General features: G+C 48.3%; 22 protein-coding genes and 1 riboswitch. Of the genes, 13 read left to right on the top strand and 9 right to left on the bottom strand.

The window, feature by feature from the left end; translation table 11 throughout:
• Positions 1–22 precede the first annotated feature (22 nt).
• Positions 23–1,183 carry a hypothetical protein gene (locus tag P6910_RS22685; RefSeq protein ID WP_317143526.1) on the bottom strand — a complete coding sequence of 387 codons (1,161 nt, stop codon included), beginning with the start codon at positions 1,181–1,183 and terminating at the stop codon, positions 23–25.
• Positions 1,184–1,240: 57 nt separating this feature from the next.
• On the opposite strand from P6910_RS22685, the gene P6910_RS22680 reads away from it, so the two are divergent.
• On the top strand, positions 1,241–1,501 hold the full coding sequence (locus P6910_RS22680) for a hypothetical protein (protein WP_317143525.1): 261 nt from the start codon (positions 1,241–1,243) through the stop codon (positions 1,499–1,501).
• A 1-nt stretch (position 1,502) separates the two neighbouring features.
• Here P6910_RS22680 and P6910_RS22675 read toward each other — a convergent pair whose 3' ends face one another.
• A complete protein-coding gene (locus P6910_RS22675) occupies positions 1,503–3,224 on the bottom strand; it encodes a hypothetical protein (protein WP_317143524.1) in 1,722 nt (573 codons plus the stop codon).
• A gap of 166 nt (positions 3,225–3,390) precedes the next feature.
• Entirely contained in the window at positions 3,391–4,593 is a 1,203-nt protein-coding gene (hmpA, locus tag P6910_RS22670; protein WP_317143523.1) for an NO-inducible flavohemoprotein, read from the bottom strand.
• A gap of 96 nt (positions 4,594–4,689) precedes the next feature.
• On the opposite strand from hmpA, the gene P6910_RS22665 reads away from it, so the two are divergent.
• Positions 4,690–5,118, top strand: coding sequence for an Rrf2 family transcriptional regulator (locus P6910_RS22665; RefSeq protein WP_317143522.1), 429 nt, complete (start codon positions 4,690–4,692; stop codon positions 5,116–5,118).
• 11 nt (positions 5,119–5,129) lie between these two features.
• Here P6910_RS22665 and P6910_RS22660 read toward each other — a convergent pair whose 3' ends face one another.
• Positions 5,130–8,210 carry an FAD-binding and (Fe-S)-binding domain-containing protein gene (locus tag P6910_RS22660; RefSeq protein ID WP_317143521.1) on the bottom strand — a complete coding sequence of 1,027 codons (3,081 nt, stop codon included), beginning with the start codon at positions 8,208–8,210 and terminating at the stop codon, positions 5,130–5,132.
• Between the two features lie 351 nt (positions 8,211–8,561).
• On the opposite strand from P6910_RS22660, the gene P6910_RS22655 reads away from it, so the two are divergent.
• Positions 8,562–9,113, top strand: coding sequence for a hypothetical protein (locus tag P6910_RS22655; protein ID WP_317143520.1), 552 nt, complete (start codon positions 8,562–8,564; stop codon positions 9,111–9,113).
• Between the two features lie 176 nt (positions 9,114–9,289).
• Here the strand turns inward: P6910_RS22655 and P6910_RS22650 are convergent, their stop codons facing one another.
• The gene (locus P6910_RS22650) at positions 9,290–11,011 is read right to left on the bottom strand and encodes an RNA ligase family protein (protein WP_317143519.1); all 1,722 of its coding nucleotides are present in this window, start codon (positions 11,009–11,011) and stop codon (positions 9,290–9,292) included.
• Between the two features lie 363 nt (positions 11,012–11,374).
• Between P6910_RS22650 and P6910_RS22645 the strand changes: the two genes are divergently transcribed.
• Entirely contained in the window at positions 11,375–11,863 is a 489-nt protein-coding gene (locus P6910_RS22645) for a hypothetical protein (protein WP_317143518.1), read from the top strand.
• Between the two features lie 228 nt (positions 11,864–12,091).
• On the opposite strand, the gene ettA is transcribed toward P6910_RS22645, so the two are convergent.
• Entirely contained in the window at positions 12,092–13,759 is a 1,668-nt protein-coding gene (gene ettA, locus P6910_RS22640) for an energy-dependent translational throttle protein EttA (protein ID WP_317143517.1), read from the bottom strand.
• Between the two features lie 163 nt (positions 13,760–13,922).
• Between ettA and P6910_RS22635 the strand changes: the two genes are divergently transcribed.
• The 3 genes from P6910_RS22635 to nrdR all read left to right on the top strand — a co-directional run bounded on the left by P6910_RS22635 (position 13,923) and on the right by nrdR (position 16,368).
• Positions 13,923–14,480 (top strand): DUF29 domain-containing protein, encoded by a 558-nt coding sequence (locus tag P6910_RS22635; RefSeq protein WP_317143516.1) that lies wholly within the window; start codon positions 13,923–13,925, stop codon positions 14,478–14,480.
• Positions 14,481–14,505: 25 nt separating this feature from the next.
• Positions 14,506–15,759 (top strand): serine hydroxymethyltransferase, encoded by a 1,254-nt coding sequence (glyA, locus tag P6910_RS22630; RefSeq protein WP_317143515.1) that lies wholly within the window; start codon positions 14,506–14,508, stop codon positions 15,757–15,759.
• A 147-nt stretch (positions 15,760–15,906) separates the two neighbouring features.
• Positions 15,907–16,368, top strand: a complete 462-nt coding sequence (nrdR, locus tag P6910_RS22625; protein ID WP_317143514.1) for a transcriptional regulator NrdR — start codon at positions 15,907–15,909, stop codon at positions 16,366–16,368.
• A gap of 36 nt (positions 16,369–16,404) precedes the next feature.
• Here the strand turns inward: nrdR and P6910_RS22620 are convergent, their stop codons facing one another.
• The gene (locus tag P6910_RS22620) at positions 16,405–17,448 is read right to left on the bottom strand and encodes a calcium/sodium antiporter (RefSeq protein WP_317143513.1); all 1,044 of its coding nucleotides are present in this window, start codon (positions 17,446–17,448) and stop codon (positions 16,405–16,407) included.
• Between the two features lie 4 nt (positions 17,449–17,452).
• Positions 17,453–17,608, bottom strand: a riboswitch (yybP-ykoY riboswitch).
• 122 nt (positions 17,609–17,730) lie between these two features.
• The gene (locus tag P6910_RS22615; protein ID WP_317143512.1) at positions 17,731–18,744 is read right to left on the bottom strand and encodes an LD-carboxypeptidase; all 1,014 of its coding nucleotides are present in this window, start codon (positions 18,742–18,744) and stop codon (positions 17,731–17,733) included.
• Positions 18,745–19,075: 331 nt separating this feature from the next.
• Between P6910_RS22615 and P6910_RS22610 the strand changes: the two genes are divergently transcribed.
• Positions 19,076–19,615 (top strand): acyl-CoA thioesterase, encoded by a 540-nt coding sequence (locus P6910_RS22610; RefSeq protein WP_317143511.1) that lies wholly within the window; start codon positions 19,076–19,078, stop codon positions 19,613–19,615.
• A 60-nt stretch (positions 19,616–19,675) separates the two neighbouring features.
• Here P6910_RS22610 and P6910_RS22605 read toward each other — a convergent pair whose 3' ends face one another.
• Positions 19,676–20,044, bottom strand: a complete 369-nt coding sequence (locus P6910_RS22605; RefSeq protein ID WP_317143510.1) for a hypothetical protein — start codon at positions 20,042–20,044, stop codon at positions 19,676–19,678.
• 175 nt (positions 20,045–20,219) lie between these two features.
• Between P6910_RS22605 and ribD the strand changes: the two genes are divergently transcribed.
• From ribD to nusB, 5 genes are all read left to right on the top strand, one after another.
• The gene (gene ribD, locus P6910_RS22600) at positions 20,220–21,347 is read left to right on the top strand and encodes a bifunctional diaminohydroxyphosphoribosylaminopyrimidine deaminase/5-amino-6-(5-phosphoribosylamino)uracil reductase RibD (RefSeq protein ID WP_317143509.1); all 1,128 of its coding nucleotides are present in this window, start codon (positions 20,220–20,222) and stop codon (positions 21,345–21,347) included.
• A 12-nt stretch (positions 21,348–21,359) separates the two neighbouring features.
• On the top strand, positions 21,360–22,025 hold the full coding sequence (locus P6910_RS22595; RefSeq protein ID WP_317143508.1) for a riboflavin synthase: 666 nt from the start codon (positions 21,360–21,362) through the stop codon (positions 22,023–22,025).
• A gap of 80 nt (positions 22,026–22,105) precedes the next feature.
• On the top strand, positions 22,106–23,218 hold the full coding sequence (gene ribBA / locus P6910_RS22590) for a bifunctional 3,4-dihydroxy-2-butanone-4-phosphate synthase/GTP cyclohydrolase II (RefSeq protein ID WP_317143507.1): 1,113 nt from the start codon (positions 22,106–22,108) through the stop codon (positions 23,216–23,218).
• Positions 23,219–23,278: 60 nt separating this feature from the next.
• A complete protein-coding gene (gene ribE, locus P6910_RS22585) occupies positions 23,279–23,752 on the top strand; it encodes a 6,7-dimethyl-8-ribityllumazine synthase (protein ID WP_317143506.1) in 474 nt (157 codons plus the stop codon).
• A gap of 1 nt (position 23,753) precedes the next feature.
• Positions 23,754–24,236 (top strand): transcription antitermination factor NusB, encoded by a 483-nt coding sequence (nusB, locus tag P6910_RS22580; protein ID WP_317143505.1) that lies wholly within the window; start codon positions 23,754–23,756, stop codon positions 24,234–24,236.
• Positions 24,237–24,306 lie beyond the last annotated feature (70 nt).

The raw sequence follows: 24,306 nt of genomic DNA, 5'->3' as shown, positions 1-24,306 counted from the left end.
GCTCTCCGGCCATGTCACAGTTTCATCGGCGAAAGTGGCAACGTGATACATGATTGGCTAAGGCTGCGTGATTTTTGCAGACCTTCCCGCATGGCAACACCCTGCCAATCCCGTCCATTAGGATCACCTCGCAGACTGTTAGATCACGTGCTCTCATAGTGTTAGTGAAAGAGGCTGTTTGTGAGGAACTGATACCCGAAGGCTCGTTATCAGGAACTGTTAAGTCCTGCTGTGCTTCTACACTTGCTGCAAAATCCGGTGATTGTGCCAGGAAAGACAGATCTTCTCTGCAAAATGGACAGGTTTTCGTTGACCCTGATGAAGTGCTCAGAAATATCTCTTTTAAACAGTGCGTGTCAATTTTATTCGAACAACAGGGAGTCACAGTTACTTTTCCGAACATTTCAAAGCATATGGGGCACTCCTCAACTGTATCAGGTTGCCCGCTGCTATCAGCTTGTGATCGGAATTGACAAACGCCATGACAGGAATCGACGTAACAATTTAAGCCGAAAGTATGCTGATGTCGTTCGGGGTTTCCTTCGCCTTTGCCAGAGCGGCGAGACAGAAGCTTGCCAAAAAAGCCTTCACGGGTGATTGTTCCCGGGGCCTGCTGATCGGACGATGCTGATGCCTGGTTTTGTTGGTCATTTTCTGTTTGACCCTGTCCGGGAAGCACCATAGTGGTGATCGCAAACGGATGATTCTGACTTGTCTCCAGTTGATCCACCGGGTTAAACAGCGATGAATTGGAGTTCCAATAGCTTTTTAAAAGTATACCGACAGCGACAAACGCTTCTGTGGGTATCCATGAATAGGGTTTGGCGCTCAGAAGAGGGGCGCTTGTGGTCAGAACCAGCTTGTAAGCAACCAGCAGATGAGCGACGTAAATCAATTCCCACGGAATTGATTCAATAAGAGGCGTTGTTTCTCCATAATCGCCAAGTCTGTATGATTTGTGATCAGGTGGAAAAATTGATCCTGAGTCATCATTTGTTTCGGCAGAGTATGACTTGTCGTACGACAATGTTTTTGTATTGTATTCTATGAAAAAACTCCTTTCTGGAATGCCTCCATCTTGTTCAAACTCGACAATAAAATGTCTTTTTAACGATTTGGCATTACAGGTAACAGGCAGTAATATTAGCAACAACAGCAGTGCCTCGGAAAATGGCTTTTTCAAAGCTTTATCCTTACATCTATTTTGCGCTTATAAGAGTGGAGAGGCTAGACCAGAAAGTTGATAGATCAAGAAAATAATTATTTTTTCAAAAACAAAGGTTTCACCGCGCAAGAAAATGTCTTCCAAGTCATTAACGCCCGGAGTATTCATGACAACACTGGCCTTATCAGCAGTTTTTTGGCGTTAGTTGACAATTTTCATTTCAACTGCCGATACCAAACCACCTCTACTCTTGCAACCTTGGCTTCAGCCGGTGTTTCGGTCGCGGGACTGGTCTTGCCTGCGATGCCGGGTTCATTTGTCCGGCGTCGTTTATGATTCAGTATTGACTTGGGCTGCCAATTTCTTCTGATTTCAAACCTGAATCGGGTTTGACGTCCGAGAGGGTGGCAACTTCAAAAGAGAGTGATTGGGCGATGGCTATCAACGTTCTGTAACCAGCACTTTCCACTTGTCTGGGTAACTTCAGCACTTTGCTTAATATGTCCGGGTTGTTTTTCAGGAAGCTCTTTACCTGAGCTGTGAAAGCGTTGGGGAATCGGCAAACCACTGGTGGTGTTGCTGACATTTGTCGGGTGATCAATTTATGAAATCCGGATGGATTTCCAGAAAAGATCTGTTGCCAGTTTTCAACACTGAGCCGGGTCGCATTTTCTGCGATAAACCCGGGCCAGAAGTCGACCAGATCAGGGTGAGCAAGTAGTTTTTTAAAAAGAGCTGGCTCAATGTCCAGAGCCGCTTTTGGGTAGTGCTTGATGAATTCCAGAGTAATAGTTTTTTCCAGGGTAAAGTCAGACAGTAGCAGTGTATGTCGGGTGGCTTTGTATAAAAGCGGTGAGTGGGCAACCATCAAGCCATCCTGGTGCCTCAGATAATGTTTTGAGGCTACGGTAATATAATGCTCTTCCATCTCTGGGCTGAGTTGAATCAGAAGAATGAGCTGATGCACGAGGGCTGGCTTACATCGAGCCATCAGATTCGGGTATTTCAGATAAAGACCAAGACCCATCATGTCAGGATCATCCTGTGGTAGACGGGCAATAATGTCGGTGCTCTGCTGCCGGGCAACAGAGAGAACAATTTGATAAAGGAGGTCGTGTTTGTTGCGCTGAGGCTTTGCAGAGCGCAGAAGGTGATCATCCAGTGAAAGCTTCATGTTCTTCAGGTCTTTAGCTATGGCGTCAGGGCATTTTTCCAGACGGGATCTGAGTTCAAACTCTTTAACCTTCAGAAACCTGTCACCAAGATCTTTATCCTGACGGATCTTCTTCAGTAGCCGCTCCAGATTTTCAGTGTTGGATGACTGCAACCAGCCATCCATTTCACTCAGTGATTCGGCATTCTCACCCCACTGGTGCCCCTCATCTTCTGCAACCTGATTGGCTGCCCTGGCAGAAGAGGGTGTGATAACTTTGCCCTGAGTCTCAGTAATAAGGTCTTTGGTGAAGGCATCAAAACCGTTCCTGGTGGCCTGATATACATCGTTCAGATCGCCCTCAATTGCGCACAGATGACTGAATTCATCCAGCCATTCAAGCAGTGCTGTTTTATAGAATCCGACAAGCTGCTTGAGATCGCTGGCGTCCATAAGGTCGCAGAATCTTGAAAAGCCTTCATGCATGGCTTGTTTCAGTTCGTCCTGGATATTTTTCTTGGGCTTTTTGGCCTCGACAGAAGCTTGTAGCAGATTATTCAGCTGTTCTCTGGTTCGAATGATCTGACAGGCGGGGGTTTTCAGGAACTCTGCGACCTGTTTGGTCAGTACCGAAAAGTCCAGCTCTCCAGCTACCTGTGCTTCAAGCATTGAGGCGGAACGATCACTCAGGTTGAGGTATTGATTCACATCCTGGGCTGATTGAATCAGCGAGCCGAGCAGGTTTCTCAGGCGAATAGGATCCGGATGAGTGATAATCCAGTCTTTGTAGCTGGCTATTACTTCCACCAGTTCGTATTGGTCATTGAGTCCAACCCTGGTACCCGGTGCAAACTTATTACGATCTAGAGTCAGATCTCGAACCTGTTCATAAAGACCCGGAGTCATTGTTTACTTCCCTGTTTTAAAACCTCTTTATCAAGAATCTAGCAACAGAAACGGAGGCAGGATAAGAGTCAGAAACCTGATTCAACATTTGGATGAGCATCAACAGGGAGAGAAGGTGACAAAAAGGCGTCAGCAGGAGAGCGCCTCAGGCACTCTTCAGCACAGATCAGATTTCCTTGTGAGGACCGAATACCTCATAGTGAATGTTTTCTGATGGTACACCCCAGCTCAGAAGTGTTTCATTGACCATGGCCATGTAACCTGAAGGGCCACAGAAGTAGTAGTGAGCACCCGGGATTTCAATCTGCCCACGAATCAGGTTCAGGTCGGTACGGCCGGCATGATCATAGTGCTGGTCACTATTTGCAGGCTGATCGTAGAAAACAAATTTCTCAAGATTATCACGCTCTTCCGCCAGAGTGTTTATATGATCGGAAAAGGCATGAACACTGCCGTTTACTGCACTGTGAACAAAGCGGACAGGTTCCCGGGTGTTCGAGGCGATCAGGGTATTCAGCATGCTCAGTAGCGGTGTGACACCGACACCACCGCTGATTAGAACAACCGGGTTTTCATGGCGGGTGTCCAGAAAGAAGTCTCCGGCAGGAGGACTTAGTTCTACCGTATCACCTTCTTGTACATGGTCGTGCAGGTAGTTGGAAACCAGGCCCTGAATAGCCCCTGTTCCTTCACGCTTTACTGAAATTCTGTAGTTTTTGCCATTACTTGCATCGGACAGACTGTACTGACGGATGCAACGGTTATCACTGTTTTCCGGGGTTATGTAGAGACCTATGTATTGTCCCGGTTTGAAGTCAGCAATGGGTTTTCCGTCCACTGGCTCAAAGTAGAAGGAAGTGATCAGGTCGCTCTCTTTTACTTTTCGGATTACTGTGAATTCACGGGTACCGCGCCAGCCGCCTTTGTGACCCTCACTTTCCTGATAAATACTTTCTTCAACTTCGATAAAGATATTGGCCAGGAATTGATACGCCTTTCCCCAGGCTTCAAGAACCTCATCCGTTGCAATATCACCGAGAACGCAGGCCAATGCTGCCAGCAGGTTTTCACCAACAATGGGATAGTGCTCGGGTTTTACATTGAAGCTGGCATGCTTGTGGGCAATGCGCTGCACAGTATTGTTGAGTGCTCCCAGGTTATCAATATGGGCAGCGTAGCCATAGACAGCCGCAGCCAGTGCAGCTTGTTGACGGCCTGTCTCCTGGTGGGAGACATTAAAAATATTCAGCAGTTCAGGATGATGGCTGAACAGACGCTGGTAAAAGTGGCGGGTGATTGCATCGCCATGTTCAGCCAATACGGGGGCAGTGGCTTTGACGATGTTGATGGTCTTTTCACTCAGGCTCATGGGATGGCTCCAGATGGTTTTTTTATAAGATGTATTTGTAATGCATCTTTATTAGGTGCATCCTAGATGCATCTTTAAAAAAAGTCTATAGTTCCCATGAAATTGACCAAGCAAACCGATTATGCGCTGAGAATCCTGATCTACTCGGCATTGCAGCCACAGCTCAGGTTGATCTCTATTCAGGAAGTAACAAAGGTGTATGATCTCTCGCGAAATCATGTCATGAAGATTGTCCAGCGCCTGGGTCAGGAAGGTTATCTGTCAACGGTTCGTGGAAAAGGTGGTGGTTTCCGGATGGGGCGCTCTGCTGAAGAGATTAACCTGGGGGTGGTGGTGAGAATGATGGAGTCCACCCTGGTATTGGTGGACTGTGATGAACCGGTGTGTCGAATATCAACTGATTGTCGTTTGAAAAAGGCTCTGGCTGACGCCATGTCAGCATTCATGGCGGTTTTGGAAGGTTACACGCTGGCTGATCTGATTGAGAATCGCAATGAGCTGTCAGAGCTGTTGGCAGTGGGTTGAGCACTGTTATTTTACTCGTTCATCAAGGCCAACAGCTTTGAAACCGGGTGAGGAATCTCGGTATTCCCAAAACGCTTAACCTGACTTCTACAGGAGTAGCCAGTAGCCACCAGTTGATCCTGGTTGTCAGGACTCTCAATCACAGGTTTCCAGCTCATGTCGTACAGTTTGCGGGACGTTTCCTGGTTACGGGTTTCATGCCCGTAGATACCCGCCATGCCGCAACAGCCAGTAGCCTGGTAAGTCAGTTTTAGTCCGCAGGCGGCAAACAGCTTTTGCCACTGAGCCGGTGCTGCTGGCGCATTAGTGGTCTCTGTGCAGTGCCCCAGCAGTTTGAGCTCACCCTTCAGGTTTAACTGAAGCTCACGAATGGTATCCGCCTGGCTGGCAAACCATTCCGAGAGTAATTGCACTTTGGGGGCCTCTTCACCCATGATCTCATGGTATTCATCGCGATAAGTCAGGGTAACGGCGGCATCAATCCCTATCAGGGCTACGCCTTTATCGGCCAGTTTTTTGAGTGCTCTGGCATTGGTTTTCGCGACTTTTTCAAAGCGCCCCAGAAAACCGTAGACATGCAACACTTTGCCGTTGGGTTTATAAGGCGCAACGAGAGGGCGATAACCGAGTCTGACCAGCAGCTCGACCAGGTCAGTCAATACCGGAGTTTCGAAAAAACTGGTAAAGGCGTCCTGAACAATTACCACCGTTCGCGCCAGCTCTTTTTCTGTCATGGAAGCAAGCAGAGTGTCTGAGGCCACGGAGGCACCAGAACGACAACTGTCTTCCAGAGGGGATGCACTGGTGATAGCCGGCAGATCCTGAAGACCGGATGTCTTGGCCGAAAGCTTGTTCATCAAACCCGAGTTAGCCACACGGTTATAAACAGATTTGGCTTTTGCCAGTGCTGGCAGAACGGGTTCCAGCATGGCAGCAGCGTGATGTTTAGCGGGGCGCAGGTAGCGAGTGTGGTAAAGCTCAAAGTACCGGGACCTCAGATCAGGCACATTCACCTGAATAGGGCACTGACCTGCACAGGATTTACAGCTCATACAGCTGTCCAGTGCTTCATAAACATCATGGCTGAAATCTTCCTTGCCTCGCAGTTTATCGATGCTGTTGCGGGTCTTGTCCATGGCGTTATAAAAAAGTCCGGACTGGCGAGCCTCGTTTATTGCTTGAGAGATGTTGCTGCCCGCTGCGCTTTGCAGTCGCAACCATTCACGTACCAGTCCTGAACGGCCTTTGGGTGATTGAGTTCTATCCAGAGTGGCTTTCCAGGTTGGACACATGGCGCTGTTGGGGTTGTAGTTGAAGCAGGCGCCATTGCCATTGCAGAACATGCCATGGGTAAAAGCATCGAAGGCTTTTCTTTCGATGGTTCTGTCCAGCTGGCCACGGGTTTGCACACCGTCAATCTTCAGCAGGGTTTCTGATGCCCGGGTGGAGGGTGTCGCTATTTTTCCCGGATTCAACTGATTATGGGGGTCGAAAGCACTCTTGATGTTTTGCAGTACTGGGTAAAGATCCTGAAAAAAGTCGGGTGCGTATTCAGAGCGAACGCCTTTGCCATGCTCTCCCCACAGGACGCCACCATGGGCTTTCGCCAGCGCAGAGACTTCATCACTGATGGTTCTGACCAGAACCTCCTGCTCAACATCTTTCATATCAATAGCGGGTCTTACATGGAGAACCCCGGCATCGACATGGCCAAACATGCCATAAGACAGTTCATGGCTATCCAGTAACGCCCGGAAGCGAGCGATAAAAGCAGCCAGATTCTCTGGTGGCACGGCAACGTCTTCTACAAAGGGTATAGGTCGTGCGTCGCCTTCCATGTTGCCCAAGAGGCCCACGGACTGCTTGCGCATATTCCAGATCTTTTTAACGTTTGGAGTTCCTGTCACAATGCTGTGACCCAGCCGCTGGATTTCCGATGGCTTGTCCAACTCCGCTTTCAAGCGCTCAATACCTTCCTGAATATCGGCTTCCGACTGACCGGTGTACTCAACAAAGTTAATGCCGTCTATTTGATCAACATCATCGGGGAAGTACTCTTTGACGCTCTCCCAGACACTGTCTGCTTTGGCGAGCGACAAGACTTTGGAATCAATGGTTTCGACAGAACTCGGAGTCGCTTGCATGAGAGACTGGGCATCCCTGAGCGATTCCTGAAAGCTGGAATAGAACACCAGAACCAGTGCAGAGGTTTCAGGTATGGGCAGAAGGTTGACCTTGATTTCACTGATCATGGCCAGAGTCCCTTCAGAACCGCAGAGAATGGCATTGAGATCAAACTTGCCAACGTCTTCAGGATTCACAGGATCTTTTCTGCGGATATTGGCCAGATCGTAGCCGGTGAGATTACGGTTGAGCTTTGGAAAGATGGTTTCGACACGATCTTTATTCTGGTTATAGGCTTCAATCACCGTTTTGTGAACCTGCCCTGCACGGTCTTCGCGCTGACAGATCTCATCAAGCTCCTGTTCTGTCAGTGGTGATGAGTTCCATACGGTGCCATCAGCAAAGACCGAGGTCAGTTCAAGAACATGATGGCGGGTTTTGCCATAGACAACCGACCCCTGACCACTGGCATCGGTGTTCACCATGCCACCCACTGTCGCCCGGTTGCTGGTGGACAGTTCCGGGGCAAAAAACAGGCCGTGCCTTGCAGCCAGATCATTCAGATAGTCTTTGACGGTCCCGCTTTGAACCCTTGCCCAGCGCTCTTCAGGATTGATCTCCAGAATCTGATTCATATAACGACTGGTGTCTACCATAAATCCCGAGGTCAGAGACTGTCCGTTGGTGCCGGTACCTCCTCCCCTTGCAGAGAGCACAACCGTTTGAAAAGAAGGTTCATTAGCCAATGACAACATTTTGCTGAGATCTTCGGTGCCTTTGGGGTATAGGACACCCGCCGGATACACCTGATAGATCGAGTTGTCAGTAGCTAGCACAGTCCGCTCTGCATGGCCCAGCTCTATATCGCCCTGGAATCCGGAGCCGGCCAACCGATCGGCAAAGTTCTGATACAGCGTCCCTACTGCGCTGGCGGCATTAACGGCCTGTTGGTTCAGTTTGCTGATCACTTTCCTACTCCCGGGCTTTGCTGTTTTATCGTCTTGCGAAGCGAAGGTGACGTTTCTCGGATTGCGTATTGTACGCAATTAACAATCTTTAGTCAGTGGGGATTTTTGCTCATTTAGGTGTTTCCTGATTTCGGTGCTATATTGCACTGGGTTACAATTTTCCAGGTTTATTAAGATGCGTTTTTTTTCTATCCATTTTATGTTTATTCCGGAGAGTTTTTAGATGCCATAAAAAGTGCAGATAAGGAGAAAGTTACTCTGCTCATTACGCAAGGAAAAAATATTAATGTAAGGGAATTTGATGGAGTAGGTGAAGATGAAGAAATCTATGAAGAGGCTATCTATCCAATAGTGGCAGCTCTTCAGCATGGAAGCGTTGATATGATACTTCATTTACTTCAAAGTGGGGCTGATCCCAATGTGTCTGCTTTTTGTATTAGATTTATTGGCTATTCTTCTTTCCATCCAGCCATTTTTGAGACAGAAAGCATGCAGGTTATTTTTTTATTATTAGTATATGGAGCTGACCCGAATATTGGTTTAGGTAGTTCTTATCATATTGATTGCAATACTATATATACGTATGCGAGAGATAGTTATTTATTTAACCATTATTTTATTTTTTTCTACTGGTTTCTTTTGCCGGAAAATACCCGGGCTGAGCTAAAGAGAAAAATAACGAACATCCAGGAATTAAATAAAGCATTATTTGATCTTTTTCCGATGCTAACAATTACCACTTTAATTACCATATTATCTATAACGCCAGAGTTACAAATGTCATACTTCCCATACGCCTTCAGAGAAGTCTATGGGGGGGTATTGAAACCATTTATATGTGAAGAGAAACCTACGAATTATGAAAGCCCTTTAACTAATTCTACCGAAGATTGGGATGAGTAGCATCTGGCAAAAATGTTTTCAGAGACGTTCCAGTATTTGGTGGTATTTTTTCAAACAGCTTCGCAGTTGACTGTTTTTATCGAGGGGTAAGGTTTGGATATAAGGTTTTACAAAGAATGACTCGTTACCATGAATCGGAATGGGAACGAGTCAAACAAGTCAATGGATTCTCCTGTTTATTGAAATGTCTCAGACCGATCATTTATCAGTTGATATGCGGCTTTAAATAATTCAGAAATTATAAGTTTCCACTGTTTATTATCGTTTACTTTACTCTTGGCAGTTAGCTCATTCTCTCTTTCATATTCATCTAAAATATCCTTAACAAGTTCGCCCTTAATTTTATTGGTGTTTTTTGGTGTTAATTTATCTGATTTTGAAGTGACAGAACAAAGACGGTTTTCCGTTACTTTTGCAAGAAGTGAGGAAAGTATAATCTGATTCTCTTGCTTTATTTGTTTGTTTTCGTTAGGAAATACTTTTTTTAAATTGGTTTCAGCAAATCTCGGGTTTTTTATTTTTAAAATGACAGGTTTTTGGTATTTTAAAAATTTAGGCTGCACAGGCTTAATGACGACACCTTCTGCAACATCACCGGTTTGACTATGAAAACTTGTAAAAACCGGGTTGAAAGAAAGAGCACTTTCAAGGGAGTCACACATTTTTATCTCTGCAACGGTAGGGATGCCACTGGCTGAAGTCCATTGTTTAAAAGTGTTATAATCTATTTTTTGTTTGTTGACGAAAATGTCAAAAGCCGCAAATTTGATATTATCCTGATAAAAAACTTCTTTCTGAACAGATTTGCCGTAGAGTTCGCCGGTAACATTTAAAATGTCTCCTTCTTTACAGAACTTCCGGTGCATATCAAGAATCATTTCTCTGTATTGTTCATTTACCGGGCGGTGGTTATAAAAGTTTTCATCATCACCAATCCAGTCATTCCTTCTACCCACCTTAACAATGCTGCCATCCGTCCAGAAGCTGTAATTGCAGCCATGAATTTTTTCAAGTACAACCCATGAAAGGTCCTGTTCATCATTTTCTTCAATGAATGCTCTAATGGCATCAAGCACGATTTGATTCGAACTGTTTTCTATTGAGTGATACGTGTTGAAATTTTCAGATAGAGGCTTCGGCGTTACATCCGCTTTTTCATCCAGTGCTGAGGCTTCCGATCGTTGTGTGGGGGTTGAGGCAGTTTCGACTGTGGTCGAGGAATCTGTTGTCGCTTCTGTCGTAGTGTCTTCTGAGTTGGGGTTATCACCGGACGAAGTGGTCGTTTGCTCTTCCTGTTGCCCTCCGTTTTCGTTTTTTTTCTCAGGGCTATCAGGCACTTTTCTGATAATCTGCTCAAAAAAACCGGATGTGGAGTCAGAGTCCTTTCTTTTTGGGTAAACCCTGATGGTATCCCGAGTTTCAAAATCAAGGTCAATATAATCCCCGTCGGATGCCGCTGAGGACACAGGGGTCAGCATAGGAATAGAAGCGGTTGCGTAAAATGTATTTTGAGTCTCCTGATAGAGTTCCACCTCAGAATAAGCGATCGTTTTAGAGTTGTATTCCGTTGGCGGGGTGTACAGATTGGGTGTAGAAAGAATGATGGTTTTATCGATTACGGTGGTTGCCAGTGATATAACACTGTCGTTCAGTAGCTGTAGCCCTCTGGTTTGGTCAATGGTTTGAAAACCTGTGGCCGTCGGGGTTGGCTCAATGAGTAGTGGAAAATAAATGGTGTCTGGCAAGTTGTTTTTATCTTTGTAAATTTCTATCTTGTCCGGTTCTATTTCTATTTTTTGAATGCCTTTATTATCCATTGCCAGAGACAAAGGGTTGCTTTTGTGAAGTATCTCGTTGTTTCTAAACAGGGCTTTATCTCCCTGAACCTGTACTTCCAAGCCTCCCATTCTCCCAACAAAAACCGCTCCGGAAGATTGTGCGCTATTTGACAGTGTTGAGCCTGTAATAGTGCAGATCAAACCAAGAGGTAGACCACTGAGTAACTTAAGCAGCATAGCCATAAATTCCGAATTATTTCGCAGAAATGAGAAGGCTAGACGATTCTTTGGAAAGTTCTACACTCATTCAGGCTTAAGCGGTCAGCTTCTAAAAAGAAACGTCTCTTGAATACTTTTCGTTCGCGGTCGCTTAAAAAGCAAATAGCCGGAAGTGCTGAAGAGCATTGCTGTACCGGGCGTCGGTTGATGTTGAAAAAAAACAAACATGTATTATTTTAAACACGTTGTTCAAAAGGGTATGAGATGTTTAAATCCAATCTGATATTACCAATAGTTATTATATGCATGTCTTCCGCAGCTTTTGCAGAGAAGACAATGGAGTGCGTTCGAACTAAAGAAGGATCGCTGTTTTACGAACAGGAATTCAGGTTGAATCCACCAATTTCTATTGATGGAAAAAGAATCCGCTATATAAAATTAAGATCAGCACTAAAGGTTGCAACAGAGTTAGGAGCCGATGAGCCATTCTTCATTATGGGTAGGGGGATGAGGATATACGCCGGTGAAAATTCCGCAGAGGGGCTGATAATACAACAGTTGGATGGAACGACAAATCCAAATGAAATAATTTCACAAGTTCCGCAACTACGTGGATATAACACTGATTGTGTTATCGACTACTCAAATAAACTTGATGAGAAGCTGCCATTATTCAACGCTGGCGATCCAATGGCTGAACTTGGTAGATTCAAAGTCAAACTTGTTCCCACGAGTGGCCGCAGCAACTTTTAGGGCGCAGCCAGACAAATTGAGAGCACATGGAGCAAATGCTTCCAGTTCTTTCCGGGCCTTCGTCACTCGCCTGAAGCAGACTTTGATGGTTTTTTGATATTACGGGTGGTCTTATTTTCAGGCCGCCCGGTTAATGGCGGCGTAACTGGATGAACCACACAGTGTTGACTCATACAGCGGCGTGTTTGAGGAGCGTAGCCAAAAAAGCTACGCTCAACCGACTGATAATCAAGCGTCAATACGCTTGTATTTGATACGGTGAGGGCCTGCTGCCTCTTCACCCAGACGCTCTTTACGATCGTCTTCGTACTCGGTGTAGTTGCCCTCGAAGAAGGTGACTTTGGAATCGCCTTCGTAAGCCAGGATGTGGGTGGCCACACGATCCAGGAACCAGCGGTCGTGAGAGATCACCATGGCACAGCCGGGGAAGGCCAGAAGCGCGTCTTCCAGGGCACGCAGGGTTTCTACGTCGAGGTCATTGGAAGGTTCGTCGAGTAGTAGAACATTGCCGCCTTCTTTCAGTGTTGCGGCGAGTTGCAGTCGACCACGCTCACCACCGGAGAGTTCACCCACACGCTTCTGCTGGTCACCGCCTTTGAAGTTGAAACGGCCAATGTATTTGCGGGACTGCATTTCATAGCCATTGATGCGCAGAATGTCCTGGCCATCGGAGATCGCTTCAAAAACAGTTTTGTCGTCTTTCAGCTCGTCACGCATCTGCTGAACATTAGAGATTTTGATCGTCTCGCCGTGTTCGATGCTCCCGGAATCAGGCTGTTCGTCCCCGGTAATCATCTTGAACAGAGTGGTTTTACCGGCACCGTTACCCCCGATGATACCGACAATAGCGCCCTTGGGAATGCTGAAACTCAGGTCGTCGATCAGCAGTCGATCACCAAAGCCTTTGGAAACATGATTGAATTCCAGAACTTTATCACCCAGTCTTGGGCCGGGCGGAATGTAGATTTCGTTGGTTTCGTTACGGGCCTGAAATTCCTGGGACTGCATCTCTTCAAAGCGTGCCAGACGTGCTTTGGATTTGGACTGGCGACCTTTGGCATTTGAGCGGGACCATTCCAGTTCCTGTTGCATCGCTTTTCGATGAGCGTCTTGTTGCTTGCTTTCCTGCTCGAGTCGGGCTTCTTTTTGCTCCAGCCAGTCACTGTAGTTACCTTCCCAGGGTATACCGTGGCCACGGTCCAGCTCCAGAATCCAGCCAGCTGCGTTATCCAGGAAGTAACGATCGTGGGTGATAGCCACAACGGTTCCTGGATATTCGACGAGGAAGCGCTCCAGCCAGGCCACTGACTCGGCATCCAGGTGGTTAGTAGGCTCGTCCAGCAGCAGCATTTCGGGGCTGGAAAGCAGCAGGCGGCATAGAGCTACACGACGGCGCTCACCACCTGACAGATTGTCTACGACAGCATCCCACTCGGGAAGGCGCAGAGCGTCAGCAGCGACGTCCAGTTTGCGCTCCAGGTTGTGGGCATCGGCCGCCTGAATAATGTTTTCCAGTCTGGCCTGTTCTGCCGCCAGGGCGTCAAAGTCCGCATCGGGCTCAGCGTAAGCTGCGTAAACGGCGTCCAGCTTGTCTTGGGCTTCCTTGATTTCACCCAGTGCCTCTTCCACCACTTCACGGACTGTTTTACCGGGTGTCAGTTGCGGCTCCTGGGGCAGGTAACCAACATTCAGATCGGGTTGTGGGCGGGCTTCGCCATCAAATTCCTGATCAACACCAGCCATGATGCGCAGCAGAGTGGACTTACCGGCGCCGTTCAGACCCAGGACGCCAATCTTGGCACCGGGGAAAAAAGAGAGGGAAATATCTTTAAGAATCTGGCGCTTCGGGGGAACGGTCTTGCTCACCCGGTTCATGGTATAGACGTATTGTGACAATTTGGGCATCCATAATAGGTTTGACTGAAGCCTCCGTATAATAGCACTTTTGAGGCATTTCTGTATGCTCGTACTTACTCCGCAAAGGCGTCAGCCTCTGCATGTTTCATTTTGATTCCCTTCCGTTCTTTGCCTACAGTGTTAGGGCAATGAAGGTATATTTATGGAAAACCTGTATGACACTGATTTCTATAGCTGGTCGTATCGTCAGGCCGAGTTGATTAGGCAAGGTCGTTTCAATGAGCTTGATATTGCCAATCTGGTAGAGGAAATTGAAGACATGGGTAAGGCTCAGTATCAGGCTTTACGCAGTTGTGTTAAAGAATTGCTTTTGCACCTGCTGAAATGGCAAATGCAGTCCGGAAAAGACGATCAGCACACAATGACGGACTGGTACAGGAGCTGGCTGGTCAGTATCGCTAAACAACGAGGTGCCATCTTCGATCTACTCGAAGATAACCCTGGCCTAAACGGTAAGATTGATGAGGTCTTGCCAAAAGCCTATCGGTCTGCAAAAAGAGATGCAGCGGCTGACATGAAATGTAAGCCCGATGATTTCCCGGCTGACTCCCCCTGGAGCTTTGATCAGATCATGACTGAGGACTCTGGCTGCCAGAAAGCTAAGTCAGAGCCCATGAGCCTGGCTCAAATTGACATGAAACTTTTTCGATACGAAATCCTGAACAGCTGTATTAGAATGGTCGCCGAAAAACCTCATTAACAGGCAACATTCCGAGGAATCATTAATGTTCAGAAAGGACATGTCCATCGCTGAGTTCGACCCTGAACTCAAGGCTGCCATCGACGCTGAAGCGGTTCGCCAGGAAGAGCACATCGAACTGATCGCTTCCGAAAATTACACCAGCCCCAGAGTGATGGAAGCACAAGGGTCTGTCCTGACCAACAAATACGCAGAGGGTTACCCGGGCAAGCGCTACTACGGTGGCTGCGAGCATGTTGATGTCACTGAACAGCTGGCCATTGATCGAGCCAAAGAGTTGTTTGGTGCCGGTTACGCAAACGTGCAACCTCATTCCGGCTCCCAGGCCAATGCGGCGGTCTACATGGCTCTGATTAAGCCGGGTGACAAGGTTCTGGGTATGAGTCTGGCCCATGGTGGCCATCTGACTCACGGCGCCAAGGTCAGTTTTTCCGGCCGTATTTATGAAGCGGTCCAGTATGGCCTGAACCCTGAAACCGGTGAGATCGACTACGAAGAAGTTGAGCGTCTGGCCGATGAGCACAAGCCAAAAATGATCGTTGCAGGCTTCTCGGCTTACTCCCGTGTTGTGAACTGGCAGCGTTTCCGTGATATAGCCGACAAGGTAGGTGCTTTCCTGCTGGTAGATATGGCTCACGTGGCTGGTCTGGTTGCTGCTGGTGTTTATCCGTCTCCGGTAGGCATTGCCGATGTTGTTACGACTACTACTCACAAAACCCTGGGTGGTCCCCGCGGCGGTCTGATCCTGGCTAACGATGATGAAGAGTTGAACAAGAAGTTCAACTTTGCTGTGTTCCCCGAGTCCCAGGGTGGTCCCCTGTGTCACGTGATTGCAGCTAAAGCGGTTTGCTTTAAGGAAGCCATGTCCGATGACTTCAGGACTTACCAGCAGCAGGTCGTGAAAAATGCCCAGGCGATGACCCGGGTTATGCTCGAGCGCGGCATCAAAGTTGTATCCGGCGGTACTGACGATCATCTGTTTCTCATGGATCTGATCGGTAAAGAGTACACCGGTAAAGACGCCGAAGCAGCTCTGGGTGAAGCTAACATTACGGTCAACAAGAATGCTGTTCCAAATGATCCTCGCTCTCCATTTGTCACCAGTGGTCTGCGTATTGGTACTCCGGCCATTACGCGCCGTGGGTTCAATGAAGAAGATTCCGCTGCCCTGGCAGGCTGGATCTGTGATGTACTTGAAAACATTGGTAATGAGCAGGTTGTCGCGGATGTGAAGGCGAAGGTTTTGACAATCTGCAAGCGTCTGCCTGTCTACAGCTGATCCAAGGCTGTTTTCCAACGTAAGACCGCTGACCTGAACCGGGTCAGCGGCTTACTCACACAGGTCACTTCATTCTGCAAAGTATTGGTAATTTCACAGGGGTGAATTATGATGGAAGACTCACTCTGAAAAACGTTTCGCTTACCCATGCACTGCCCTTTTTGCAACGCTGTCGATACCAAAGTCATTGATTCCCGCCTGGTGGCAGATGGTAACCAGGTGCGACGTCGTCGTGAATGTTTGACCTGTAGTGAACGATTTACGACTTATGAAATGGCAGAGTTGTTGATTCCCAGGCTGGTCAAAAGAGATGGTTCCCGTGAACCCTTCAATGAAGAAAAGCTAAGGGCGGGCATATCCAAAGCTCTGGAAAAGCGTCCTGTCAGTATGGAACAGATTGAAGAGTCCGTGAACCGGATCAAGCACCGGCTCCGGGCCACCGGTGAGCGGGAAATAAAATCTCTGGTTCTGGGCGAAGAAGTGATGCGTGTACTTCGTGAGCTGGACGAAATAGCCTATATCCGGTTTGCCTCTGTTTATCGTCACTTCAAGGACCTGAATGAATTCCGGGAAGAAATTGAACGACTCGAAACCACTGATAAACAATGAGGCCATTGCTGACCTCATTGTAGGGTTTTTCGTTCATCAGCCAATGATTGACAGGGCCAGCACACCCATATAGATGGCAAATAGTGCAAGAATAATGGCGCTCTTGTAGCGTGGTAACCTGCTGCATGCCAATCTTCCCATGGTCATGGATGAAGAAGTGCTGGTTTCGTCGCGATCCATTGACAGGCTGGTTAGTATGCAAATCGCCAGAAGCGCAGTAAGCCCGGTCATTGCCAGGCCATCCCTCTGCAGGACAGTTGAATCAATTTCCAGTCCGCCAGTGAGAATCCCGGGAAAGGCCAGAACGCCTAACAGGTTAAATATGTTGGAGCCAATAACGGTGGCCATCACCAGATCAAACAGACCCTTTCGAGCACTGGCCAAAGCAGCAGCCATTTCCGGCAGACTGGTTCCGAAAGCGATGACGGTAAGACCGATAATCATTTCACTGATACCGAATGAGCGGGCCAGTTCACTGGCACCCCAAACCAGTAGTTTTGAGCTGCCCATCAGCAGAGCCAGCAGCACCAGACTTTCCACAACGGCTCTGGCGGTCGGGATAGAGAGAATAACCACTTCTTCTTCATCTTCACTGTCACCACCGGAATGTTTTGCCAGATAGAAGCAATAGGCCATCAGGGCTCCGGCCAGGATAAATCCATCCATCTGGCTGAGGTCGCCATCCACTATCAGAGCCATTGTGAAAGCGACGACCAGCCCTAACAGGGGCAACTCACGGGTAATAATACGACGGCTGACTACCAATGGATAAATAATTCCGCACAACGCCAGTACCAGGCCGATATTGATGATGTTGGAACCCAGGGCATTACCAATGGCGATACCGCCAGAACCGTCCAATGCGGCGACAGACGATACCAAAAGCTCTGGTGCAGATGTACCAAAAGCAACAATGGTCATACCGATGGTCAGAATGGACATACCCAATCGAGAGGCCAGGGTAGAAGCGACTTCGATCAAACGATCAGCACTTGCGGACAGAACAACAAAGCCTACGGCTATGGCGGCAACAAAGGATAGAGTTTCAATCATATCAAAAGGCGAGAGGGCTTTTGACACAGCTAGCAATCACCAGGCCCTCATAAACCAGTGCTGCCAACCGAGTCTCGCCAGGCAATGTGTTGTTACACTGCCGTATACGCCACAGTCGAATGACCAATGATGTTGACGTACACACCTGTTGTCTGTCAGGCAGGCTACTCCCCCGAATGAGGGGGTAGTATATTGAGTTCTGAGAATGATATCCAGAGGAAGTACTGAAGTGCTGCCATATAAATATTGCTTAGCATCTGTTTTGGTGGTCTGTTCTCAGTTTCCGGCTTTTGGTACAAAATTTTCGCTTCAGGGATTGACGGAAGGTTCCAGCATAGTAATAGTACCCTTGCTTGCGTCGATACGAACCTTCGTACCTTGACCAAGGGTAAAAATATTTGCCTGATGGCCAATCATTGCTCCATTCCAGGCTGGAATATTCAAGGGTGAGATGTGTTGTTTTAACACCTCCTGCAAGCGGTAAGAGCCATAAGGAACCTTGGCATTACAATTTGTACATTGACCAAAAATAAAGCCAGAGATTTCTTTTAATATACCGGCAGTTTGTAACTGGGTTAACATGCGATCAATTTGATAAACATCTTCACCAGTGTCTTCCAAAAACAGAATTTTATTTTTAAAACCGGGTAAGTAAGGGCTTCCCAGCATAGAAACTAAAACGGATAAATTGCCACCCAGGATTTCCCCTGTGGCAATGCCAGGGCGAATAGTTTGAATCCTTGCAACAGTACGGGTTAAATCATCGCTTTTGATGATGGGGTTGCCCATGGTAATGGCATTACCTTCAAAGAGAATTTTTTTTAAATAATTAACGGTGTATTGTGTCCAGGGAAAAGCAGCAGCCATCGGGCCGTGAAACGTTATTAAGCCGGTTTTCTGGTGGATGGCTAGCAGCAAGGTGGTAATGTCGCTAAAACCCATAAAAATCTTGGGATGCTTTTTGATTAAAGAAAAATCTAAATATTCCAGTATTCGCGCTGACCCCCAGCCGCCCCGTAACTCGATAATGGCTTTTACTTTTGGATTGGCAAACATGTCATTGATATCAGCAGCTCGTGCCTGATCAGTACCTGCAAAATATCCGGTTTGTTGAAAAATAGTTTTACCGTAGATAACGCTCAAGCCCAGTGCCTGCAGTCGTTCTGTTGCAAATTGCACATCCTGGGAGGTATTAACACGAAAGCCGCTGGAAATTAAGGCAACGGTATCACCCTTATTCAGAGGAGCTGGTTTAATAGCAGGTAACGCCAATACAGGGCTGGTAATTAGCCAACATAGAACAATAAATAATATTTTTTTCATAGTTTACTCCGGAACAAGGGCTTGTTTTCCTGGCCTCTCCCTCTCTTATCTCCGGGCTTGTAATATTCCCGACAGATTTCATCAACGGGTACGTCGTTAGTGAGGGGAGACTGTCATTACGTCCTGTCATCACTTGCATGCGCTTAGTTCTTAGCCATGAAACATCTCCAACATGGCTTAAAGCTATCCAGGATAGTTTAGACAACAAATCAGCTTCGAACAGACTTTGAACTATTGATTATCAGACGTGAGTCACTCAGTTTTAAACGCTTGTTTCTTTCTACTGTTTGAATGGCTATGATGCTTGGCATAATTACTAGAAGATTTGAGTATGTATCCATTTATTCGACTCCTGACCACAATCGGTAAAGCCAAAAAAGCACCCAAAATTTCCGTCGATGCTGTCAGTGAAAACTGCTTTCGCTGTATGCCATGGGATTTAGATCTGTTCATGGAAATGAACAATGGTCGGGTTTTGACGCTCTATGATCTGGGCCGGTTTACTCTTTCTATTCAGTGTGGGCTGTCTGATGTCCTCAAAAGAGAGCGCTGGGGATTGGTGGTTGCTGGCAGTACCACTCGTTATCGAAAGCGGGTTCGGATGTTCGACAAAGTAACTATGTACACTCAGGTGGCTGCGATGGATGAGCGATGGGTTTATATTATCCAGTCCATGTGGGTTAAAGGTGAACCGGCTTCTTCAATCCTGTTAAGAACAGCCGTCACCGAGAAGGGCCGGATAGTGGACACTGGGCGAGTCAGAAAAGCCATGGGCAGGGAAGACTGGTGTCCAGAGCCGGAAGGTTGGGTAAAGGCCTGGATTGAGAGTGAAGAGTCGCGTCCATGGCCACCTTTGTCAGCCCGGACGTAAGACAATATTGGCCTTTAACTGAATCTTTTAACCGAAAGCCCCGCTAAAGGCCCACGCGGCTTACTTTAGCAGGAATTTTTCCGGATGTGGCCAGATCTCACTTTCTGGCCGGTCAAACTGAATCAGCTCTACGAGTGTTCTACCATCTTTTATAAAAGCCACTGTGACATGTTCTGCCGGAGAAGTGGGCTCAAGAACGACTTCTTTTCCTTTTAGGGCTTCCTGAATGTCGTCCACTTCAAAGGCAATGTGGGGCGTGGTTTTTATAATTTCCGGTAATGTATTGTCGTCATCAAAATTCATCCACTCAACACCATAAGGGGTTTCGAAATACCCGGTGGCATGATGCTTCAATTCCTTGTTATAACAGTCTTCCGACAGCTTTTCGCGGGTGGGTATGCCGACATGGTGAAATCGAAGTTGTTGCATTTGCTTGCTCTCAACTCTTCTCATTTGCAGTAGGTTGATTTTACTTGCGGGAAGGGGCTCTGAGAAGTGAGTATTATCCTCATTAAATTTTATCGGGCGCTTTCACCAGTGAGTGATGCCGGAGGTAAATTCATATAAACTGGCCCCATTTCTGACTGAGCCCGGAGAAGATCCCATGGCGTCTGCCATTGATCATGAAATGATGTCTCGTGCGCTGCAACTGGCGCGTAAAGGGTTATACACGGCAATGCCCAATCCTAGGGTAGGGTGTGTGATCGTGAAGGATGGTGTCATTGTCGGTGAAGGCTTTCATGAGCGTTGTGGTGAGCCCCATGCTGAAGTGCATGCCCTGGAAATGGCCGGTGACCAGGCTGAGGGAGCAACGGCCTATGTCACCCTTGAGCCCTGTAATCATTTCGGAAAAACACCGCCCTGTGCAGAAGCGCTGATCAAGGCCAAAGTGAGCCGGGTGGTCGCTGCTATGGAAGACCCTAACCCCATGGTGTCGGGTCTTGGTTTGAAAAGGCTGAGTGACGTCGGCATTGAGGTTGAATCCGGTGTTCTTGAGGCCGAAGCCAGAGCATTGAATCCTGGTTTCATCAAAAAGATGGAGAGCGGGCAACCTTTCGTCCGACTCAAGCTGGCCATGAGTCTCGATGGCAGAACAGCTATGGCCAGTGGTGAATCCCAGTGGATTACCGGACCCGCTGCCCGCAGTGAAGTTCAAAAGCTCCGGGCGCAGAGCTGTGCCGTAATTACCGGGGTTGGCTCCATTCTTCACGATAATTCTTCATTGACTGTCAGGGCCGAAGAACTGGGGCTGCCAGACGCTGAAAAACTGGCTCGCAGACAACCACTCAGGGTGGTTCTGGATTCATCCCTGCAAACCCCTGTCAACGCGAAAGTGGTCACTGGGCCGGGCAGGGCTCTGATTGTCTGCACGGATCAGGCAGAGCAGAGCCGACAGGCAGAGCTGGAGGCCGCTGGTGCTGAAGTGATCAGGTTGAACGCCGGCAGGCAGGTGGATCTGAACGCATTAATGAGTGAACTGGCTCAAAGAAATTGTCAGGAAGTATTGCTGGAAACAGGAGCTACCCTTGCCGGGTCGGCTGTCAGTGAAGGACTGGTGGATGAGCTGAATATCTTTATGGCCCCGATCTTGATGGGGTCAGAAGCCCGGACATTATTGAACCTTCCATTCCAGTCCATGTCAGAAAAGCTGAGTCTGAATATCTCTGATATTCGTGCTATTGGCGATGACTGGCTCATCAAGGCAACGTTTAAACAGAACACTGATTACTGAGATTCACTACTCATGTTTACAGGCATTATCGAGGCTGTTGGTAGCCTGCAAAAAGTAGAACCCCGCTCCGGTGATCTGAGGTTAACGGTCAACTCAGGTTCGCTGGATCTTTCTGATGTAAAGCTGGGTGACAGCATTGCCACCAATGGCGTCTGCCTGACTGTGGTGGAATTGACCGGACGGGGATATGTGGCCGATGTTTCCCTGGAAACGCTTGAATATTCAACGCTTTCGGGTCTGGCTGTCGGTTCTGCCTTGAATCTGGAAAAAGCGCTGACGCCTTCAACCCGGTTGGGTGGTCACCTGGTCAGTGGTCATGTCGACGGTGTCGGTAAAATTGTCTCCATCGAACCTTCGGGTCGTTCGACGGTCTATTGGGTCGAGGCTCCCGCTAATCTGGCCCGGTATATTGCCCACAAGGGGTCAGTCACGATAGATGGTGTCAGTTTAACGGTAAACAGGGTGGATGGCTGTCGCTTTGCCCTGAACATCGTGCCTCATACCCGCCAGGAAACCATTATTGCCGGGTACCGGGCAGGAACAGAAATCAATCTGGAAGTGGATGTGCTGGCCAGGTATCTGGAAAGGCTGATGGACTCGAGCCTCAGGGGACAGAGCGAATCCGCTCCTGCCAGCCTGACAGCCGGTTTTCTTGCCGAACATGGCTTTATGAAGTGACTGCTTCCAGCTTGGGAACGAAACCGTTAGAATACGCCGGTTTCGCATACCGGATGTATAAAAACACACATGGGGGTGTTATGCAGCTTAACTCCATCGAAGAGATTATTGAGGATATTCGCCTCGGAAAGCCTGTCATCCTTATAGATGATGAGGACCGTGAAAACGAAGGGGACCTGATAATCGCTGCTGAAAAAATCACTCCCGAGATCGTGAATTTCATGGCCCGGGAGGCCAGAGGTCTGCTCTGCCTGACACTGACCGGAGAGCGCTGCGATTTTCTGGGGCTGCCTCCGATGGTGACGTCGGAAGACAATGCATCGGGTTTTGGTACACCTTTTACCGTTTCTATTGAAGCCGCGGAAGGGGTAACCACAGGTATTTCTGCCCATGACCGGGCCAGAACCATTCGGGTGGCAGCGGACCCACTGTCCCGCCCCGGCGATATTGTCCAGCCAGGCCATGTATTCCCATTGAGAGCGCAGCCTGGCGGTGTACTCAGCCGTGCGGGTCATACCGAAGCCGGTTGTGACCTGGCCCGTCTGGCCGGACTGACACCGGCAGCTGCCATCATCGAGATCATGAACGAAGACGGCACTATGGCGCGTCGTCCCGATCTGGAAGTGTTTGCCAAAGAGCATGATCTGAAAATCGGCACCATCGCTGATCTGATCAACTACCGAATCCTGAATGAGAAAACCGTTGAAAAGTCAGAGCGGCGCACACTGGATACCGATTTTGGCCAGTTCGATATGACGGCCTACAAGGATTCTATCAGCGGCGCTACGCACATTGCCCTGACCAAGGGCTATATTACGCCGAACTCTCCGGCTCTGGTGCGAGTTCATGCTATGGAACCATTCCGTGATCTGCTGTCGGCACATCCAGAAAACGGTAAGTCCAGCTGGCCACTGCACAAGGCGATGGCCAAAGTGGCCAGTGAAGGTCGTGGTGTGATTGTGCTGCTGGACTCTGAGTCCAGACTGGACCTGGGTGGAGCAATGGAAAAGTTCTCGGAAGGCAAGAGTGGCAGCAACGGTATGTCCGGTGCTTATCTGACCATTGGCACCGGTTCACAGATTCTGCGTGACCTTGGAGTAGGTAAAATGCGTCTGCTCAGCTCACCGGTTCGCTTCGCTGCCCTGTCCGGATTTGATCTGGAAATCGTTGAATATATTCCGTGTGAAGACTGAACGTCAGAGCACATGTACTCTGAATTCAGTGCATTACAAAGATTTATTGAGGAAAACGCAATGTCATTGCAAACCATCGAAGGTACTCTGCAGGCAAATGGCGGCAAGTATGCAATTGTTGTTGGCCGCTGGAATGCCTTTGTTGTAGAAAGTCTGCTCAATGCTGCTGTGGACAGCCTGACCCGTCACGGTGTTGCGGAAGAAGATATTACTATCGTTCGTTGCCCGGGCGCGTTCGAAATTCCACTGACTGTTAAAAAAGTCGCCAAAACCCAACGCTTCGACGCTATTATTGCTCTGGGTGCTGTCATTCGTGGTGGTACACCACACTTTGAATTCGTTGCTAACGAGTGTGTGAAAGGCCTGTCCACTGTGAATCTGGACGAAGAAATTCCAGTGAGCTTCGGTGTTCTGACCGTAGACACTATTGAACAGGCTATCGAGCGCGCCGGCACCAAAGCGGGTAACAAGGGTGAAGAGGCTGCCATGGCAGCTTTCGAAATGGTATCCCTGCTCAAGAAACTGGAGGCCTGAGTTGTCCACTGAGAAGCAGGAAGCCGGGCAGAAATCTGCCCCGCGTCCAAAACCATCTGCCCGTCGTCGTGCACGTCAACTGGCGCTACAAGCCCTGTACCAGTGGCAGATGTCCCAGTCATCCATCACCCAGATTGAAATGCAGTTCCGTGCGGACAACGATTTCAGCAAGGTGGACGATGGCTATTTCCACATGCTGCTGACCGGGATTGCCCGTGAAGCCAGTCAACTCGATGACGCCATGTCGCCGCTACTGGACCGCCCCATTTCACAGTTGGACCCGGTTGAGATGTCGGCTCTGCGCATTGGTTGCTACGAACTGATGAACCGCTCCGATGTTCCATACCGTGTGGTCATTAATGAAGCTATTGAGCTGGTTAAGCGGTTTGGTGCCCAGGATTCTCACCGTTACATAAACGGCATTCTGGACAAGCTGGCACCCCGTGTTCGTCCTGATGAAGTGCGTAACTTCCGTCGGAAGTAATCGGTTTTCGATCAGGGGGTGGCGCTGTTGTCTCCTGATCTGTTAACCCGCCTGGCAGCACGTTAAACTC

Source organism: Endozoicomonas sp. 8E, from assembly GCF_032883915.1.
Lineage (GTDB): Bacteria > Pseudomonadota > Gammaproteobacteria > Pseudomonadales > Endozoicomonadaceae > Endozoicomonas_A.
The sequence above is the reverse complement of the archived record's forward strand: the minus strand, read 5'-3'. Positions and strand labels throughout refer to the sequence as shown.

Coding starts and splice junctions, on each gene's coding strand:
- P6910_RS22645 (WP_317143518.1), top strand. CDS start 11,375: ATGTTTAAATCCAATCTGATATTACCAATAGTTATTATATGCATGTCT.
- P6910_RS22610 (WP_317143511.1), top strand. CDS start 19,076: ATGTATCCATTTATTCGACTCCTGACCACAATCGGTAAAGCCAAAAAA.
- ribE (WP_317143506.1), top strand. CDS start 23,279: ATGTCATTGCAAACCATCGAAGGTACTCTGCAGGCAAATGGCGGCAAG.
- P6910_RS22665 (WP_317143522.1), top strand. CDS start 4,690: ATGAAATTGACCAAGCAAACCGATTATGCGCTGAGAATCCTGATCTAC.
- glyA (WP_317143515.1), top strand. CDS start 14,506: ATGTTCAGAAAGGACATGTCCATCGCTGAGTTCGACCCTGAACTCAAG.
- P6910_RS22595 (WP_317143508.1), top strand. CDS start 21,360: ATGTTTACAGGCATTATCGAGGCTGTTGGTAGCCTGCAAAAAGTAGAA.
- ribD (WP_317143509.1), top strand. CDS start 20,220: ATGGCGTCTGCCATTGATCATGAAATGATGTCTCGTGCGCTGCAACTG.
- P6910_RS22615 (WP_317143512.1), bottom strand. CDS start 18,744: ATGAAAAAAATATTATTTATTGTTCTATGTTGGCTAATTACCAGCCCT.
- P6910_RS22605 (WP_317143510.1), bottom strand. CDS start 20,044: ATGCAACAACTTCGATTTCACCATGTCGGCATACCCACCCGCGAAAAG.
- hmpA (WP_317143523.1), bottom strand. CDS start 4,593: ATGAGCCTGAGTGAAAAGACCATCAACATCGTCAAAGCCACTGCCCCC.
- P6910_RS22635 (WP_317143516.1), top strand. CDS start 13,923: ATGGAAAACCTGTATGACACTGATTTCTATAGCTGGTCGTATCGTCAG.
- ribBA (WP_317143507.1), top strand. CDS start 22,106: ATGCAGCTTAACTCCATCGAAGAGATTATTGAGGATATTCGCCTCGGA.
- nrdR (WP_317143514.1), top strand. CDS start 15,907: ATGCACTGCCCTTTTTGCAACGCTGTCGATACCAAAGTCATTGATTCC.
- P6910_RS22675 (WP_317143524.1), bottom strand. CDS start 3,224: ATGACTCCGGGTCTTTATGAACAGGTTCGAGATCTGACTCTAGATCGT.